Below are 16,647 nucleotides of genomic sequence, written 5' to 3' on the forward strand. Positions count from 1 at the left end.
AGCTAAAAAATTAGAAGCCATAGAAATTTCGGTTTAGTGTGTTTAGAGAAATGAGAAAAATGAAAAACTGCGAGAGCGAGAGCATTTAGCAGATGGACTCCATAATTAAGGGGCCGAACCGCTTTATTCCAGTTATCGCTTCAAAAAGATGCATATTTGCAGGAATTCACTGATTTCGGATTCAATCAAGAGCAAAAAGATGCATAATCGCAGGAATTTTTCTCAAGGTCTCAGGGACGGAAGGCATGAAGCAAAGTCGAGGCCTGCCTGATTGCCGGATGCTGAAAGCTTTTGAAAATCCGCGAAAATGCAAGCTTTTTATACGCTATAGGGACAGTCCCTTCCGTCACTTATCCTTACAGATGGCACTTTATCCGGGCTGAGGTTCTGACTGTACAACAAACCTTGCAGCGCCTGGTGAACTCGCATGAATCGCATTACGAAATCACATGCAAATACCCCGCCCTATTTTAGCACTGCGCCCCTTAAATCATAGCTTCTGTTTTAAACTCAGTTTTATTGGGTAGATATAGACTATAAGCATCATTATTATTCTAACGACAGAGGAGTGAATTCCATGGACAACCATGTATTTAAAGGCAAATGGAAACAGCTGAAGGGTGAAACGCAGAAGCAGTGGGGCAAGCTAACGAACGACGATCTTGACGTCATTGACGGTGAGCGCGAGAAGCTGATCGGCAAGCTGCAGGAACGTTATGGACATAGCAAAGAAGCTGCGGAAAAAGAATATCTCGCATGGACTTCTATGCATAAAGTATAGAATAGACGCGTGATACAACTAGCCGGAGCATTAGAAGCAAGCCGACTCTATGAAGAAGAGCCTCATTCCCACCAAAAGTGGAAAATGAGGTTCTTCTTTTATAATTTGCAAGTGGAACTGTGGACCAAGTCCCCACTCAGTTTTGTACGCATACAGCTCGCAAATAAGCAGAAAAGCTCTCGATATTCATCCGTACATGCCGATTGTCGCCTTCCAGCTTGCTCATCATAATGCTGCCTTCCATGATGGAAAGCGTGAACGTAGCTAAAGCGTCCACATCAATATCAGCTTTGAATTCACCAGTTTCAATGCCCTGCATGATAATACCTTTGATGTTGCCAAGCGTGCCTTCGAGACCTTGCTGAGCCCTTTGGCGCAAAATCGGATGAGTATCGTCGCATTCGACAGCTACGTTGAGGAGTGGACAGCCTCCGATAAAAGGCGGCTCTTCAACCACATTCGCATAGACACGCAAATAGGACAGCAGCTTGCCAAAAGCTGTTTCCTGCTGGCGAATTGCTTCTTGAATATGCCCTCCCACTATGCTGCCTGCATAGTTATAAGCTTCGAGGGCAATTTCGTCCTTGCTGGCAAAGTGGCGGTAGATGCCGCCTTTTTTAATGCCAGTCAGCTCTGTAATATCGGACATGGATGAACCTGCATAGCCTTTCTGGTTAAAAAGCTCAGCAGCCTTCGATATGATATGCTTGCGTGTATTTTCTCCTTTTTGCATGTGAGTCCCCCGTTAATCGCATGAATTCTTATCATCATTATACCAAAAAGAAATGACCTATTGTAATGGAGTTCCTTATGCCATATACTAAAGATACCGAACGGTATCTTTAGTATATGGCATAACACAAAGGAGAGTTCAATGGAGACGACATGGTTCAAGGAACCCAAGTATGCGTGGATTGGATTAGGCTCGCTTTGGATAATCGGATTTATTGGCGCACTTTCGCGATTTATCATGGCTTATTTTCAGGTTCAAATCTCAGATGACTTGGGGATCAGCAGGGGATTCATTTCGATGGCCTGGTCTACGAACTTGCTGATTGCAGCCTTATGCGCACCTCTCGGGGGATGGCTTGTGGATCGCTATGGTCCGAAGAAAATTATGCTGGCCAGCGCCGTTATAAGTACGCTAGGAACGGGAACTGTCGTGCTTGGCCATCATTCCATCGTCTTCTTTATCGGCTATGGCGTCATCTCTGGCTTCGTCGGCATCGGAACAACTACGACCTATATGTTGATGTTTGAATGGTTCCGGCATCATCGAGCCAAAGCCGTAGCGCTGCTGGCTAGTGCTTCTTCGGTCGGGCTAGCGGTCAGTACGCCGATCTTCGTTTCATCAAGCTGGCTGACTTGGAAAGATGCGTTTCTGGCCTCATTTGTCCTAGGTATAATTGTGACATTGCCTGTCATTTGGTTTGGGATTAGGGGAACGTTGCCTAAGAGGACTATTCTTAACAAAACGCAAAAGAATGAGCTCGCAGCATCGGAGAATTCGGAAAAGACTACAGAAGTCCGTCCTTCCTACAAGGGAATGTCCGTACATCTGCCCATCTTCATTGTAGTTGCCTGCGCACTGTTCACCTGCGGCTTCAATATGGGGACGGTAGAAATGAATTTGGTCGCTATCCATCAATTGGCAAATGTATCGCCTAGCATAATTGCCTTATCCATGAGCATTCTTGGTGTTTTGGAGATTCTCGGGTCGCTCATTTTTGGCTACTTTTTGGACCGATTCAATAAACTGGTGATGATGACCCTCTTATATGGTATACGTATTATTGGATTTTCTCTCCTATTTATACATGTCGGCTGGTCCCCTGTCTTATTTGCCATCGCCTTCGGAATAACGTATTTAAGTGCGATTCCCGGAGGTCTGATGATCGTCAACGAATTTGCCCAAGGAAAAGGCAAACAAACCGGCTTCCTGCTTCTTTTTCATCAAGGAGGCGGTATTCTAGGTGCCTTGATCGGCGGCATTTCCTTCGACTATTTCCACAATTATCAGGCGCTGATCAGCGTCGATATCTTCATCTGTGTGCTCGTGACACTAAGTTATTACATCCTCTATGCCAGACGGAAACGAAATTACCCGTTTCAAAGTAGGAGCGCTTCTGCCTGAAAGAGTGATAAAGCCAAGGTGAACCTTCGTGAAGAAAATCAAGCGTCTGTACCTCGAATGACTACGGTTCTAGCAACCGTCGGGCGCCAGTTAATAATTTTCACAAGCTGATCCTGCATATAGCTGGACGAATGCTTAAACCCGCTTTCAATCCAGTGGAACACAAGACCAACTAACGCATGGATAGCATAGATGGAGAGAAGTTCCCGATCAATGCCGTTATCGGAATAAAGCAGCTCCTCCTGGGAGATTTGTTTCAAAGCAGTAAACATTTTCTCCCTCAGGTTAGGCAGCACATCGCTTTGTAATAGAACGGTATACAGCGCCGCGTGTTCGAAAATGTGTTCAAAGATCATCACCGAATTCGCGGGCAGCTCATCAATGCGAAACACTTCAACATGCTCATAAGGCGCTCGAAAAGATTGCAGCAGCTTATGAATCAACTCAGAAGTAATCTCATCCAGCAAAGCTTCTTTGCTCTCATAATTGGCATAAAAGGTTCCCCGATTGTAATTGGCGCACTCGACAATTTCCGTTATAGAAATGGATGTAAAGGGCTTTTGTGCCATCAAGGATAACAAAGCCTCACGCAAGGCTATTTTACTGCGAATGATACGACGGTCCGTTTTTTTCTCTTTTTCTGACATTCCCATCATTCCCTTTTTGAGTTATTGAACAAAATCGCGCAATGTGTTCGGTAGATAACAAACGCACGTTTTTTACTGATTGAATTCACTCTCCGAAATTCATTATACTTGAACCAACAGATGTTTTCTATTGAACATGTGTTGAATCAATCATTTGAGCAGCCTTGTATGAAAACTGGGCTGAAAACAAATAATGAAACAAAATGGAGGCATTCAACATGAAACTTTCTGGCAAAGTAGCTGTCGTTACAGGCGCTGCATCCGGCATGGGCAAAGCGATTGCAGAGCTGTTCGCAGAAGAAGGCGCAAAAGTAGTTGTATCTGATTTGCGTGTGGAAACCGCACAAACGGTTGTTTCGGGGATTGAAGCCAAAGGTGGTACAGCCATCGCCATTGCTGCCAATGTAGCTAAAGAAGAAGATGTTCAACACTTAATCGATACCACAGTGAAGGAATACGGCACCGTAGACATTCTCATCAATAACGCAGGCATTATGGATAACTTTGTTCCGGCTGGAGATTTGACCGATGAGCTTTGGGAGCGCGTTTTTGCTATCAATACCACCGGACCGATGCGAACAATTCGCAAAGTGCTCCCCATCTTTACAGAGCGCAAAAGCGGTGTCATCGTTAACATTGCTTCTGCCGGCGGATTGCAAGGTTCCCGTGCAGGTGCTGCCTATACAGCTTCCAAACATGCCGTCGTTGGATTAACCAAAAATGTCGGCTTTCAATATGCACAACTCGGCGTTCGCTGCAATGCCATTGCTCCAGGTGGCGTGAACACCAACATTAGTACGTCGATTAATGCCCCTAACCCATTCGGGATGGAAAGAGCTATGGCAGGCATGCAATTGAATCCTCGTGCAGGCGATCCGGAAGAAATTGCAAAGGTTGCTCTATTCTTGGCGTCAGATGATGCCAGCTTCGTTAACGGAACTGTCATTACGGCAGATGCCGGCTGGACAGCTTACTAATTCCTGAAAGAAGGTCGGACTTAACTGACTCCGACCTTCTCTTCCCCCCTTATGGGAGAGTCTCGATATCGACATTTCCTTATGAAAAGGAACTATAATCCGCTAATTGACTTAGAATCCGAGATTTGCAGCTGAAAGGGAAATACGAACCCTTATTTCGCCTCTTTAGAGTGAATTCCTGGCAAATTGAACAATTTAGCGTACCATAGTTCCCTCTTGCTGGCCAAATGGCTGTTTGGATCACGAATAAGGGAACATAGTTCCCCTTCACCTCACCCGCAGTCGCCAAGAGATGATTCGCTTACCCCAGATAAAAAAACGAACAAGCCGCAAACACCCTGCGGCTTGTTTATTCAGCTTGAACTCATCACTTCTTGGCACGCCAGTCATTAATTTGCTGCTGAACCTCGGCCATCACTTTATCAAGCCCATTATCCTTCAGCTTTTTCGTCACTTTAGGCAGATTATCCTTCGGATCAATCGTACCGGAGAACAGGGCATTATAGACCGCTTCCTTGGCGTTTTTCAAGTTCGCCAGCTCCGTCGTTATTTTGGACGTATCCAGCTGGAAGCCAAGCAGCGGCGAATTAGTTGCCGATTCGTTAAACGCTTTAAACTTCGCCCATTTGTCCGCTGGGTCATTCGTGTTCAAGTACGTCAGCATCATATTTCCTACGGTGAATGCCGGGAAACCGTAGCCTCTGTCCGGAATGGCTTCTTTGGTTACAGCTCCTGACTTTTTGTAATGCACATTTTCGATACCGAAATCAATGAGATTAATTAAGTTCGGATCGGTATACAGCAAATTCAGAAACTCCATCGCTTTCTCCGGGTGCTTGGATTTCGCATTGATCGCTTGCAAGGATCCCGCGACAGACCAATTGAACGTAATCGGTTCATGCATCGGCACGCTCACGACCCCATAACCCGCGTCATTGCTCCACAAATTATCCGCATAAGGCTGCGCATCCGCTACGTCCACGAGCCATTTTCCTGTTTTAAAATAGTCACCGGCATCATTTTGAGTAGCCACATCCTTAGGCAAATAACCGGCTTTATAGTATTTATTCATCGTTTCCAAATAGCTCGAAGCCTCCGGAGTCTCCCACACATTTACAAGCTTGTAATCCTTGGTGTCCAGCGGGACGCCGAAGAATGGCAGATCGTTGACCGGCAGATCAAAAGGCAGAAATTCAGCAATTTTGGCTGGGATCGGCGGGAAACCTGATTCATTTTCTTTGAATGTCTTTAGCAGCGGCTCCAGATCCTGAATCTTCCTAACCTTGGATACGTCCAATTTGTACTTGTCTACATACGTTTTATTAAAACGGAACACACGCTGCTGAGGCAATTCTTTGTTTGTCGGCAGCCCATAGTTGTGACCGTTCACCTTCGTCCCTTCCAGGAACGCAGGATTCAACGCTTGTTTAATGCCGGGGCCTTTCTCCGTCAGCAGCTTATCAAGTTCATAGAAAGCGCCCTTCTTGGCGTTAGCAAAGTAATCATTAGCCCATGAACTCGTAAAGCCGATGTCATAAGCCTCGCCCGAGGCAATGATGATCTGCATTTTCTGAGAGTAGTCTCCCCAATCCAGCATTTTCATTTCGACGGTTGCATGAATTTTATCTTGGATATACTTGTTGATTTCATCGTTAACTTTGGCGAGATCCTTGGGCGGTGTGCCAATTGTGTACCAAACTAATTGAACAAGATCGCCGCCAGACGTCTGTGCCTCCGTGCCTGATCCTGCAGCAGCTGATATGTTCTTCTCCCCGCTGTTCGTACAGCCTGTCATAACTGCGCCTGCCAAGAAGGCGGTTAACGCAACGCTTGCCCATTTTGTTTTCAATCTGACCATCTCCCTTTTCCTTCTGCCTGTTTATTTTAACAAATAAGGAGCGAAATCCTTTAAACTGCCAAAATCACCTTTGTCTGTCTGCGATTAATCCTTAACCGCACCAATCGTAAGTCCCTCTACAAAGTAACGCTGGAAAAATGGATAAGCGAGCACGATTGGCCCTGTGGCCAAAACAACCATCGCCATCCGTGACGTTTCCTGAGGCAGCGAGCGCAGCATTTCCTTGCTCTGTCCGCTGTTCAGCATGGCCGAATTCTGAATAATAAACTGCATGCTCGTTTCAATGCGCATCAGTAGCGATTGAAGCGGAACGAGCCGATTCGAATCAATATAGAGCAAGGCGTTGAACCAATCATTCCAGTACCCGAGCGTGCTGAACAACGCAATGGTCGCTAGGCCCGGAAGCGCCAAGGGAAGAACAAGATTGAACAAGATTCTTAATTCCCCCGCTCCGTCGATTTTGCCGGATTCAATGATCGGGTCGGGAATCATCGTTTGGAAAAACGTGCGAAGAATCACAATGTTATAAGCATTCAACGCCATTGGCAGAATCAACGCCCAAATCGTATCCTTCAAATGAAGCAGCTGAGCCGTAATAATATACGTCGGCACTAGGCCGCCGCCGAACAGCATAGTGAAAAAGGCTAGAAAAGTGAAAAACTTGCGATACGCAAAGCTTTTTCGTGAAAGCGCATACGCATATAACGTTGTCATGATCACGGTAATGGCTGTACCCGCGACCGTGACGAACAAGGTTATTCCATAGGAATGAAACAACTGATCACCTGTTTTGAAAATGTAGGAATACGCGTGTAAGCTCCACTTTTCGGGGAAAATCCGATAGCCAAACTGTGCCAGTGTGCTCTCATCCGTAAACGAGATAAGGACAACAAACAGGAACGGGAATACGCAGGCAGCTGCAAACGCACCGGCAATCACGTGAAGCAAAGCGTTCCAAGCAAGCGGAAGGCGATGAATATTGCGCAGCTTCGTTGGCTGTGTAGATGGCATCATCGAAAGAGGCCTCCTTCTATAAATATCTAGCTATGATTAGAAAAGCGCTTGATCCTCATTAACTTTTTTGACGGTCCAATTCGCACCAACAACCAGAAGGAAGCCTACCACGGATTGATAAAAACCTGCCGCTGCCGCCAATCCGAAATCGCCAAGCACCTTCATCGAACGATAGACATAGGTATCGATGACGTTCGTCGCGGGGTACAGCATGCCCGAATCACGAGGAATTTGGTAGAACAAGCCAAAATCCGCCCTGAAGATGCCGCCGATTGCCAAGATCGTCAAGATCACCATCATCGGTCTAATAAGCGGAACGGTGATCTTCACCGTCTGCTGCCATTTATTCGCGCCATCGATCATCGCTGCCTCATAGTAGGATTTATCAATTCCCGATATAGCTGCCAAATAAATGACGCTGGAGTAGCCAATCCCCTTCCACATGCTCATGAAAACGAGAATGAACGGCCAGTATTTCATTTCGGAATACCAAGCAATCGGCTCTACGCCGAATACGGCAAGCAGTTGGTTCAAGAACCCTTTATCCACACTTAGAAAGCTGAAGGCAAAGTAGCTGACGATGACCCACGACAGAAAATAAGGCATAAACATCGCCGTCTGGTAAAGCTTTGCCAGCTTTTTCTGCGTTAAATTAAATAAAATAATTGCCATAGTCACAGAGAGAACTAATCCCAAGAAAATAAATACGAGATTGTATACAACTGTGTTTCTTGTAATAATAAAAGCATCATATGCATGGAACAAAAACTCAAAGTTTTTGAGGCCTACCCATTTGGAATGGATTAACCCGGAGAAAAATCCGCCTTGATCGAGCCGGTATTCCTTGAACGCCAGAAGCGCTCCAGGCATCGGTAAATAACAAAAGATAAGAAACCAAAGGGCTCCCGGCAATACCATAAGCAGAAACGCTTTGTTTCTCCCCAATTGGCCCAAGAATCGCTGCATGCTGTCCACTTCCTTTCCCCTTTTCCTCTGTCTAAGCTCTGCAAATTCAATCTATCACAAGGCATTCCTTTGAAAATAGTGAACATACTTAAGCTTTGTTGTAAAAATTAAAGCTCTATGCCTTCCCCTCAATTGATAGGGTGTGTGCTTCATGTTATCGTAGAGCTACATCATTTGAATTTCTTCTGTGGAGATGATCGCTACGTCCAGGCTATCCGAATTTTATTTTATTTTCTTCCGTTCTCGCCTCTTTAATCAGATTCTGCTTATATTTTCCGGCATAACGATCGTCACCTTTTGCTCTATGGCGGTGCTCGTTTACAAGTATTCAACCAATTCGCTGCTGCAAAAAGAACTCGGCTCACAAAGGCAAGCTGTTGACAGCGTAACCCGTTATCTGGATCGACAGTCGGATCAATCCCAAGAAATTGTCTTTCAGCTCTATCAGAACCAGACACTGCTGAATGACATGCTGTTCTTTCTTCGCAATGATGTGCAGCTATATATTCAAAACCGGTTCAATAAATACATAGCCAGCAACAGCAGTGTGGACACGAATGTGGAAACCTTTATGCGCACCCAGCTGGAGCACGATTCGGATATTCTGCAGATTGCCCTGTACAGCCGCAAGATGTCGTTTATGTTCACGATGAACAAAGATAAAACCCAAAATTTGCGCATGCTCAAGGATGAGAGCCAAGCCGTCGCAGAGGCCGTTAACATTCTACGGCTGGAGAAAATGTCCAGTGCTCATACTCTTGGAATCGCCTCCATTCTAGGACTTTCCAAAACAGGCGCCTACACCTTTGCCCAGGATTTGAACGACCCCGATACCCTGCAAACCGATGGCGTGCTGCTCGTCACCTATCAACCAGACAGCATTCGCCGGGTGCTGGACATGAGCGGAGAAGAGCTGATGGGACATAGCTTGGTCCTATTCCCGAATGGGCAAGTCATCTATGACTCCACCCATCGTTACGACGGCTCAAAGTATCCTTATGCCGAGCAATTAATAGCATCATCAGGCTTCAGCCGACTGGATGAGAAATCGTATACATCAATAGTACGCTCTGCCAAGTCCAACGTGCTGATCAGCGGGATTGTACCTTTATCGGAGCTGGAGCATCGGTATTCCCATTTCCGGAATAAAGTCATTGCCATCACAGGAATCGGCATCGTATTAACAATCATCTTCTCCTACATGGCTATGTACAGGTATTCCAAGCGCACGCGGGAAATCGTCAAGGCTATGAAGCTGGCCCAGCATGGCAATTTAGCAGTCCGCGTACCGACAGGCCGCAATGATGAGCTGGACGATATCTCTCGCAGCTTCAACCGGATGTGCGAGGAGTTAATGAGCCACATCGATCAGGTTTACGTTGCCGATATCAAGCAGAAGCAGGCAGAATTGATAGCCTTTCAGGCGCAAATCAATCCCCATTTTTTGTACAACACGTTGGAAGCAATTCGTATGAGTGCCTTGAAGAACGGTGCCGACGTAGCAGGGGAAATGCTGTATTTGCTTGGCATGCTGTTTCGTTATGCGGTGAAGCCGGAGACAAGTGTCACACTTGAGGAGGAGACCGATTACTGTCGGCAATTCCTCGAATTGTATCGGGTTCGCTACAAAGACAAGATTGATTACCGCATCACGATCGAGGATGGCTTTCGGAAATTCCGCGTGTTTAAGCTGCTGCTGCAACCGCTGGTTGAGAATGCCATCGTGCATGGCATCCGCACGGCCAGAGCCGGCAATATCATCGCGATTCATGCTTTTGCCGATGAAGCTTCCTCTTCCCTTGTCGTCGAGGTCAGCGATAATGGCGCAGGCATCAAGCCGGAGCGCCTTCGCTCTCTTCAAGACATGCTGGCTGGCCAAGGGAAGGCGAATGCGCCTTCCTCTTCACTGGGACTGCGCAATGTACATGAACGGATTCGTTTGATTTATGGGGAACGATACGGACTGGAGATTGCCAGCCGGCCTAACGAAGGAACGCTGGTTCGCGCTCGACTTCCATATGAAGGGGGGATTTTTCATGCATAATGTTTGGATCGTGGACGATGAACCCTTCATCCTCGACGGGCTGGCCAGTCTGGTTGACTGGCCGTCCCTCAAGCTCGTTCTAGCCGGGCAAGCGGAGAATGGCGTTGATGCTTTGGAGCAAATTGAACAGCACAACATTCATATAGATATCTTGATTACGGATATTGCCATGCCGGAAATGAACGGTCTCGAGCTGCTGCGAGTGCTCAAAAGCCGAAATCCGGAGCTGAAATGTATTATTCTAAGCGGCTATAACGAATTTGATTACATTCGCCAAGGTATGCAACTGGGCATCGAAAATTATTTGCTGAAGCCCATTCATTTCGAGGAGCTTACGCAAACCTTAATCAATGCCGTGGAGAAGCTAAACCGCGCCAAAATTGACAGGCTCGATCAGGATCAGCGCGAATTGCTGAAGGACAATATTTTGTACCGGTGGGTCACAGGCCGCATTGGTAAGGAACAGTGGAAGCTTCGTTCCGATTTCCTGCAGCTGCGGCTGAACGTTCCCTCCATGACCACGGTGATCATCAAACCAGCTGCGGAAGATGCCGTCACATTCCTTGGGCAAGCACGCCACATCCGAAGGATGGCTGCCACTTTCTTGGAAGAGAGCGGGTGTGCCTTTCTCCTCTTCCAGAACATTGACGATCATCTCGTCCTTGTTCTGGATGCCGACTGTCGTTCATTCCATGATGATTTCTACAATCTGCATGACCAATTGGGTCAATTTGCCGAACTGCTTGGCCAGACGCTTCATCTTCGTCCGATTATGGCAGTTGGCTCTGTGGAAACGGACTTCGAGCGGGTGCCGATCAGTTACCAGAACGCCTTGCTGGCGCTGGAGTACGAACTGCTTTTTCCTCACGAAAAGTTATTGGACTTTGAGCGTGTCACGGCCTCCACCGGCCCGCAGGACTCAGCTTTGAGCGACTCGGAAGGACGTCTGCGCCTGCCAAGCACGCCTGATGATCAAGCGCTTCATCAGCAAATTGACGATTGCTTTGCCGCGTTCTCACATATAGAAAGCATTACGCCCGCTATGCTGCGGCATGCCGTCGTCGAACTAATTATTCAAATGAAAAAATGGCTGAACGATTGCGATTCCAGCCATCCGGTTTTCCAAACCTATCATGATGTTATGAGCCAAATCAGCACCGCTCCCACCCTTGAACAATTAAAAGAGCTTGTCCATGCGATGGGCGCTGAGGTGTCTCAGGTTCTGAGCCTAAGAATGGAAAAAAGCCCTGTCATCCGACAGGTTCTGGAATATGTTCATCGGTGCTATATGAATGATTTTTCATTGAAAACGCTGGGGCAGTCCTACCGTATTCATCCCGTTTATTTAGGACAGTTATTCCAAAAGGAAACCCATCAATCCTTCTCTGATTATGTGAACCGGTTCCGCATTGAGAAAGCGATGGACCTGATGAAAACCACCACCCTCAAAACGCAGGATATCGCCAAAGCCGTTGGCTACTGGGATACAGCCCACTTCTACAAGCATTTCAAAAAAGTCATAGGCGTCGCTCCTGCCCAATACCGCAAGCTGCTGTGAAGCCTTGCAAATAAAGCCACCGCCGGACATCTCTAGGGCGGTGGCTTGCTTTTAACCAAATCCAAGATTCCATGTATAGATTAAAGCTGCCTTCTCATATTTATTTTGAAATTAATACTTTCCTAATCGCTTCCGCAATTCTATCCTTATTAAATGGCTTAACGAGGAAATCCTTAGCCCCAGCGTGAAACGAATCAACAACCAATTTCTGTTGTCCCATCGCAGAACACATAATGACTAGCGCTTGAGGGTCCATTCGTTTAATTTCTTTAAGTGCGGCTATCCCATCCATTTCCGGCATCGTGATGTCCATGGTTACTAAATCCGGCTTAAACCTTTTATACAAATGGATAGCCTCAAAACCGTTGCAGCCTTCTGCCACTACTTCATAATCCAGAGTTACAAGTATATCTTTTAACATAGCTCTCATAAAAGCGGCATCATCAATAATCATGATTTTCGTTCTCTTATTCATGAATCCTCCTCTACTTGCCAGGCTGAAAACAACACATTTCACTCGCACCTATAAAATAGAACAATTCCATGGCATCGTATCACAGCCGTCTCTCAAAATTCTCTCAAACTTTTCTTATAGAAAGAGGCACTCCTCCGTCTTATTCCGACGTAGGATGTGCCTCTTTTCATGCCGCATAAAGCTAATATGGAGAATTGTAAGGACTGCGTTTCTGCTCTCGTCTGACAGCTAGGTAATGCAAGGGAGAATCCCCAAAAGCACGACGGAACATGGCAATAAAGCTGCTGGGCGTTCCATAGCCCAGCGCATCTGCAACCATACCGACCGATTCGCCTTGCGCTAACATTTCAAGCGCATGTGTGAGTCGAGCCTGCTGACGCCACAGATTGAAAGTCAAGCCAGTTTCCGCCAAAATCAATCGACGCAATGTTCGCGGAGATAATGCAGCCCAAGTTGCCCACTCGTTAAGCGTACGATTATCTTCGGGTTGCTTCAATATCATGTCTGCAATACGTAAAAGACGAGGATCAGAAGGCATTGGCAGATGCAACGGCTCAAGCGGAGCTCTTCTAATCTCATCCAGCAGAACAGCCACTAGGCGCTCTTGTTCTGGTTCAAGGATGTCTTGGTCCCCCCACGATACAGTGCGCTGCACAAGAGCGCGCATGAGGTCACTCACATTGATGACGCATGGCTGCTTGGATAAGTCGCTGCTGATCTCAGGCGTAAGAAGCACGCTCCATCCACTCATGGCTCCGCTGATGGAGACCTTGTGCGCCACATTCGGCGGGAGCCATCCCGCGCGACGAGGAGGCATCAGCCAGGAGCCTGTTGCCGTTCGCACATGGATAAGCCCGCTTTCCACACAGAAAATCTGGCCCCGCCGATGGCTGTGCCAATCGTACTCGCGTGTCCCCAGCCGGAACGGATTGTCTGAGTCATCATTGCCCCAAAAGGCAATCAGTGAAGGTCCTTCCAACCAGTCGCTTTTGTCAACCCCTTCTACCGTCATACCGAACATCCCCTTTTGGCCATTTCTCGCTATTTTTTGTCCAATTAGCGTTACCGTTCCTAATTAAACCTATTCTAAAATAAGGAACAGGCAATGTCCAATTGTTTTAAACTAATATCCTACATTTTGGAGGCATCTCAATGACATCCGTATCTTCCAGCTCTTCCGTCCCAACTGTATCCACCTTACTGCGACAAGGCATTCCTGCCTGGGTTGCAGCCGTAGTCGCTTGCTTGTGCGCTTTCATGGTCGTCATGGACAGCGCCATTGTAAATGTCGCTTTACCGGCAATGAAAACGGATTTGGGCCTATCCGTCACAGAACAACAATGGGTAGTTGATGCCTATTTGCTGACATTAGGCGGCTTCATGCTCCTTGCTGCACGTGCCGGCGACATTTATGGCCGCAAAACGATCCTTCAGTCTGGACTCATCTTATTTACTTTCGCCAGCCTTGTCGGCGGTCTCGCAACCACAGGTTCCATCCTACTGGCAGCACGTGCCGTTCAAGGTTTAGGTGGTTCTGTGCTCGCCACATCCACATTTGCCGTAATCGTTGATGCCTACCCGCGAGGGGCCAAACAAGATCGTACCATTTCGCTATGGGCAGCCTCTTCCTCCATCGCCTCTGCCTTTGGAGTCATTATCGGCGGCATCCTGACCAGCCTAATCAACTGGCGCTGGGTTATGTTTGTTAACGTACCAATCGGAATCGCACTTAGCTGCTTGGTTGCCATCTGCCTGCTTCCACATCCGAAAGAAAACAAACGCACCAAACTCGATATCCCCGGAGCTGCTGCAATTACGGTTGCTCTCACCGCCTTTATCTTTGGGATTACACAAACGCTTGAATTGGGCTGGGGATCGCCTGTTGTGCTGTGTTCGTTGGCCGTTGCGCTAGTGCTGTTGCCGCTTTTCATTATCATTGAAGCCAATACCGCCGCCCCCTTAATCCGACTAAGCATCTTCCGCCACAGGAATGTACGAATTGGCATTATCATGGTGCTTGGACTCGGCGCAACCTTAACAGCAAGCATGTTATTTTTATCGCTTACCTTGCAGGAGATTAGCGGTTACAATCCGCTGCACACAGGACTGGCGCTATTGCCCATGGCGATTATGCTAGCTGTTGCTGCCAGTGTATCCCGGCGTCTTCGGAACGCAGGCTTTAACAAACTTCCTTTGGTCGGCGGTCTAATGGCCGCAGGAGGATTCGTCTGGTTCAATTGGCTGCCGTCCCATCCCGATTACTTCTCCCAGTTTCTGCTTCCAAGTATGCTCGTTGGCGGAGGACTTGGATTGATGCTCACGACCGCGATTCAAGCTGTGCTTGCAGGCGTTCCAGCACAGGATAGCGGTCTTGCCTCCGGTTTGCAAAATACAGCTCGTCAACTTGGCGGAGCGATCGGAATTGCCGGTCTCCTTACACTCTCTCATAGTGTGACCACTTCACAAATAACGTCTGGAATGGCTCTCGCAGATTCGCAACTTGCTGGTTATCATAGCGCATTCCTGGCAGCAGGCGTCATTAGTGGATTATCAGCCTTTATATCGTTATTGCTTCGCCGTAACAAGGCTAATTGAACTCGCCTTCCATAAAGAGATCGTGAAATACCCTCAGAGCACATTAAACCCTTATAAGGAGGACGATAGAATTATGCTCGAAAACAGCACACCTCGCATCGCCATCATAGGCGGCGGACCTGGAGGACTCACACTCGCTCGCAAGCTTCAGATGCATGGAATTAATCCAGTCATCTACGAACGCGAACCTTCTGCTTCATCTCGCCCACAAGGCGGGACACTGGATCTCCACGTCGAATCCGGACAGCTTGCGCTCCAACAAACCTGCCTTTACTCTCAATTCCTAGATGTAGCCCGCTGCGAAGCTCAAGACTTTCGACTTCTCGATAAAAACGGCGCCGTCTATATGGACGAAGTTACTAACCCTGATGATACGGCTCATCCGGAGATAGATCGAGGCGCCTTGCGTGACTTGCTTCTAAACTCCCTGCAGCCCGGTACGATTCGTTGGGGCCACAGTTTGCAAACGATCAATTCCCTGGGTGGCGGACAGCACAAACTCTGCTTCGAGAATGGTCACACAGATATTGCCGATCTCGTAGTTGGTGCCGATGGTGCTTGGTCACGAGTCCGCCCTCTCGTCTCTGACGCTGTCCCCACCTATGCCGGGGTAACGATGCTCGAGATCTGTATCAAAAATGTCGACCACAAACACCCTTCGATCTCCCGATTGATTGGTCGCGGGAGTATGTTCGCCTTATCGGAGGACAAAGGCCTGCTGGCTCAACGCAATGGCGAAGGCCATATTCTGATTTATCCAACCTTTCGGGTTCCTGAGGATTGGCTCCATATGTGCGGAATTCCGTTTGATCAGCCCAATTTGGCTCGCTCCGGCCTTCTCAAACTCTTCGCTGGATGGCACAATGAACTCACCGATTTGATCAGGCATTGCGATGACAACACCTTCCTCACCCGGCCGCTTTACACGCTGCCCATTGACCATTCATGGTCAACGCGCCCTGGGGTAACACTGCTGGGCGATGCCGCCCATCTCATGACCCCATTCGCTGGCAAAGGAGCCAATCTTGCCATGCTCGATGCAGTCGAATTGGCTCACGCCATCAGACTGAGCAACGATCTAACTCGCGCAATCGGCGGCTACGAACAAGCCATGTATGAACGTGCAGCAGCCGCTGCCAAGGAGACAGCCGATAGCCTTGCAGTCTGTATTTCGCCCGATGCACCTCACCGTGTTATAGAGACAATTACTCGGCTTAGACAATAGTGCCTAGTATAAAGAGAAGAAGCTGTTCCATAAGCCAAATTTGGTATGTAAGCGTCGATAGTTGATGGGGTTGATTACTTTATAATTCCATGTGTTATGAAGGGGCTTCAGGATCAAATCAGATCAGTTCAGTTCACCCAAGTGTAAAAGCCTGCGAAAATACAGGAATTTCCGGGCGAATTCGGTTAAAAAGTGGAAATGCCTGCAATTGTACAGGCATTTTTATCTTTTTCAGCCGCTCATCCCAAAAAACGGTTCGGCCCCTTAATTATGGAGTCCATCTGCTAAATGCTCTCGCTCTCGCAGTTTTTCATTTTTCTCATTTCTCTAAACACACTAAACCGAAATTTCTATGGCTTCTAATTTTTTAGCT

At 47.5% G+C, this 16,647-nt stretch carries 14 protein-coding genes; 7 read left to right on the forward strand and 7 right to left on the reverse strand.

The genetic code is table 11. The annotated features are described in order from the left end of the window. Window positions 1-577: 577 nt before the first annotated feature. Window positions 578-781 carry a CsbD family protein gene (locus tag HQN90_RS37380; RefSeq protein ID WP_079411598.1) on the forward strand — a complete coding sequence of 68 codons (204 nt, stop codon included), beginning with the start codon at window positions 578-580 and terminating at the stop codon, window positions 779-781. A 136-nt stretch (window positions 782-917) separates the two neighbouring features. On the opposite strand, the gene HQN90_RS37385 is transcribed toward HQN90_RS37380, so the two are convergent. After that, complete coding sequence (locus tag HQN90_RS37385) at window positions 918-1,514, reverse strand: TetR/AcrR family transcriptional regulator (protein ID WP_173227890.1); 597 nt, start codon at window positions 1,512-1,514, stop codon at window positions 918-920. A gap of 141 nt (window positions 1,515-1,655) precedes the next feature. Here HQN90_RS37385 and HQN90_RS37390 point away from each other — a divergent pair, with 141 nt between their 5' ends. After that, on the forward strand, window positions 1,656-2,915 hold the full coding sequence (locus tag HQN90_RS37390) for an MFS transporter (protein ID WP_173227891.1): 1,260 nt from the start codon (window positions 1,656-1,658) through the stop codon (window positions 2,913-2,915). A 38-nt stretch (window positions 2,916-2,953) separates the two neighbouring features. On the opposite strand, the gene HQN90_RS37395 is transcribed toward HQN90_RS37390, so the two are convergent. After that, window positions 2,954-3,562: a TetR/AcrR family transcriptional regulator gene (locus tag HQN90_RS37395; protein WP_173227892.1), complete on the reverse strand. Its 609-nt coding sequence runs from the start codon at window positions 3,560-3,562 to the stop codon at window positions 2,954-2,956. A 218-nt stretch (window positions 3,563-3,780) separates the two neighbouring features. Here HQN90_RS37395 and HQN90_RS37400 point away from each other — a divergent pair, with 218 nt between their 5' ends. After that, window positions 3,781-4,539 carry an SDR family oxidoreductase gene (locus HQN90_RS37400; protein ID WP_173227893.1) on the forward strand — a complete coding sequence of 253 codons (759 nt, stop codon included), beginning with the start codon at window positions 3,781-3,783 and terminating at the stop codon, window positions 4,537-4,539. Window positions 4,540-4,906: 367 nt separating this feature from the next. Here the strand turns inward: HQN90_RS37400 and HQN90_RS37405 are convergent, their stop codons facing one another. The 3 genes from HQN90_RS37405 to HQN90_RS37415 form a co-directional block, all read right to left on the reverse strand. Further along, window positions 4,907-6,397, reverse strand: coding sequence for an ABC transporter substrate-binding protein (locus HQN90_RS37405; protein WP_173227894.1), 1,491 nt, complete (start codon window positions 6,395-6,397; stop codon window positions 4,907-4,909). Between the two features lie 84 nt (window positions 6,398-6,481). Further along, on the reverse strand, window positions 6,482-7,408 hold the full coding sequence (locus HQN90_RS37410) for a carbohydrate ABC transporter permease (protein WP_173227901.1): 927 nt from the start codon (window positions 7,406-7,408) through the stop codon (window positions 6,482-6,484). 39 nt (window positions 7,409-7,447) lie between these two features. Continuing rightward, a complete protein-coding gene (locus HQN90_RS37415) occupies window positions 7,448-8,377 on the reverse strand; it encodes an ABC transporter permease (RefSeq protein ID WP_173227895.1) in 930 nt (309 codons plus the stop codon). Window positions 8,378-8,570: 193 nt separating this feature from the next. On the opposite strand from HQN90_RS37415, the gene HQN90_RS37420 reads away from it, so the two are divergent. Together HQN90_RS37420 and HQN90_RS37425 are read left to right on the forward strand one after the other, a co-directional pair. Then, complete coding sequence (locus HQN90_RS37420) at window positions 8,571-10,421, forward strand: sensor histidine kinase (RefSeq protein WP_246363027.1); 1,851 nt, start codon at window positions 8,571-8,573, stop codon at window positions 10,419-10,421. Then, window positions 10,414-11,979: a response regulator gene (locus tag HQN90_RS37425; RefSeq protein ID WP_173227897.1), complete on the forward strand. Its 1,566-nt coding sequence runs from the start codon at window positions 10,414-10,416 to the stop codon at window positions 11,977-11,979. Before HQN90_RS37420 ends, HQN90_RS37425 begins: the two co-directional genes overlap by 8 nt. Window positions 11,980-12,079: 100 nt before the next feature. On the opposite strand, the gene HQN90_RS37430 is transcribed toward HQN90_RS37425, so the two are convergent. Together HQN90_RS37430 and HQN90_RS37435 are read right to left on the reverse strand one after the other, a co-directional pair. Continuing rightward, window positions 12,080-12,454, reverse strand: a complete 375-nt coding sequence (locus tag HQN90_RS37430; protein WP_173227898.1) for a response regulator — start codon at window positions 12,452-12,454, stop codon at window positions 12,080-12,082. 181 nt (window positions 12,455-12,635) lie between these two features. Next, window positions 12,636-13,466 (reverse strand): AraC family transcriptional regulator, encoded by an 831-nt coding sequence (locus HQN90_RS37435; protein WP_173227899.1) that lies wholly within the window; start codon window positions 13,464-13,466, stop codon window positions 12,636-12,638. 140 nt (window positions 13,467-13,606) lie between these two features. On the opposite strand from HQN90_RS37435, the gene HQN90_RS37440 reads away from it, so the two are divergent. Beyond that, window positions 13,607-15,049 (forward strand): MFS transporter, encoded by a 1,443-nt coding sequence (locus HQN90_RS37440; protein WP_173227900.1) that lies wholly within the window; start codon window positions 13,607-13,609, stop codon window positions 15,047-15,049. After that, window positions 14,997-16,274, forward strand: coding sequence for an FAD-dependent oxidoreductase (locus tag HQN90_RS37445; RefSeq protein WP_338042442.1), 1,278 nt, complete (start codon window positions 14,997-14,999; stop codon window positions 16,272-16,274). Before HQN90_RS37440 ends, HQN90_RS37445 begins: the two co-directional genes overlap by 53 nt. Window positions 16,275-16,647: the final 373 nt, after the last annotated feature.

Source organism: Paenibacillus alba (assembly GCF_013204855.1).
GTDB classification, from domain to species: domain Bacteria; phylum Bacillota; class Bacilli; order Paenibacillales; family NBRC-103111; genus Paenibacillus_E; species Paenibacillus_E alba.

Excerpts from the sequence above, each read along its gene's own strand:
- HQN90_RS37390 (WP_173227891.1), top strand. The coding sequence starts at position 1,656 with ATGGAGACGACATGGTTCAAGGAACCCAAGTATGCGTGGATTGGATTA.
- HQN90_RS37395 (WP_173227892.1), bottom strand. The coding sequence starts at position 3,562 with ATGTCAGAAAAAGAGAAAAAAACGGACCGTCGTATCATTCGCAGTAAA.
- HQN90_RS37410 (WP_173227901.1), bottom strand. The coding sequence starts at position 7,408 with ATGCCATCTACACAGCCAACGAAGCTGCGCAATATTCATCGCCTTCCG.
- HQN90_RS37420 (WP_246363027.1), top strand. The coding sequence starts at position 8,571 with ATGATCGCTACGTCCAGGCTATCCGAATTTTATTTTATTTTCTTCCGT.
- HQN90_RS37385 (WP_173227890.1), bottom strand. The coding sequence starts at position 1,514 with ATGCAAAAAGGAGAAAATACACGCAAGCATATCATATCGAAGGCTGCT.
- HQN90_RS37400 (WP_173227893.1), top strand. The coding sequence starts at position 3,781 with ATGAAACTTTCTGGCAAAGTAGCTGTCGTTACAGGCGCTGCATCCGGC.
- HQN90_RS37425 (WP_173227897.1), top strand. The coding sequence starts at position 10,414 with ATGCATAATGTTTGGATCGTGGACGATGAACCCTTCATCCTCGACGGG.
- HQN90_RS37380 (WP_079411598.1), top strand. The coding sequence starts at position 578 with ATGGACAACCATGTATTTAAAGGCAAATGGAAACAGCTGAAGGGTGAA.
- HQN90_RS37440 (WP_173227900.1), top strand. The coding sequence starts at position 13,607 with ATGACATCCGTATCTTCCAGCTCTTCCGTCCCAACTGTATCCACCTTA.
- HQN90_RS37430 (WP_173227898.1), bottom strand. The coding sequence starts at position 12,454 with ATGAATAAGAGAACGAAAATCATGATTATTGATGATGCCGCTTTTATG.
- HQN90_RS37435 (WP_173227899.1), bottom strand. The coding sequence starts at position 13,466 with ATGACGGTAGAAGGGGTTGACAAAAGCGACTGGTTGGAAGGACCTTCA.
- HQN90_RS37405 (WP_173227894.1), bottom strand. The coding sequence starts at position 6,397 with ATGGTCAGATTGAAAACAAAATGGGCAAGCGTTGCGTTAACCGCCTTC.
- HQN90_RS37415 (WP_173227895.1), bottom strand. The coding sequence starts at position 8,377 with ATGCAGCGATTCTTGGGCCAATTGGGGAGAAACAAAGCGTTTCTGCTT.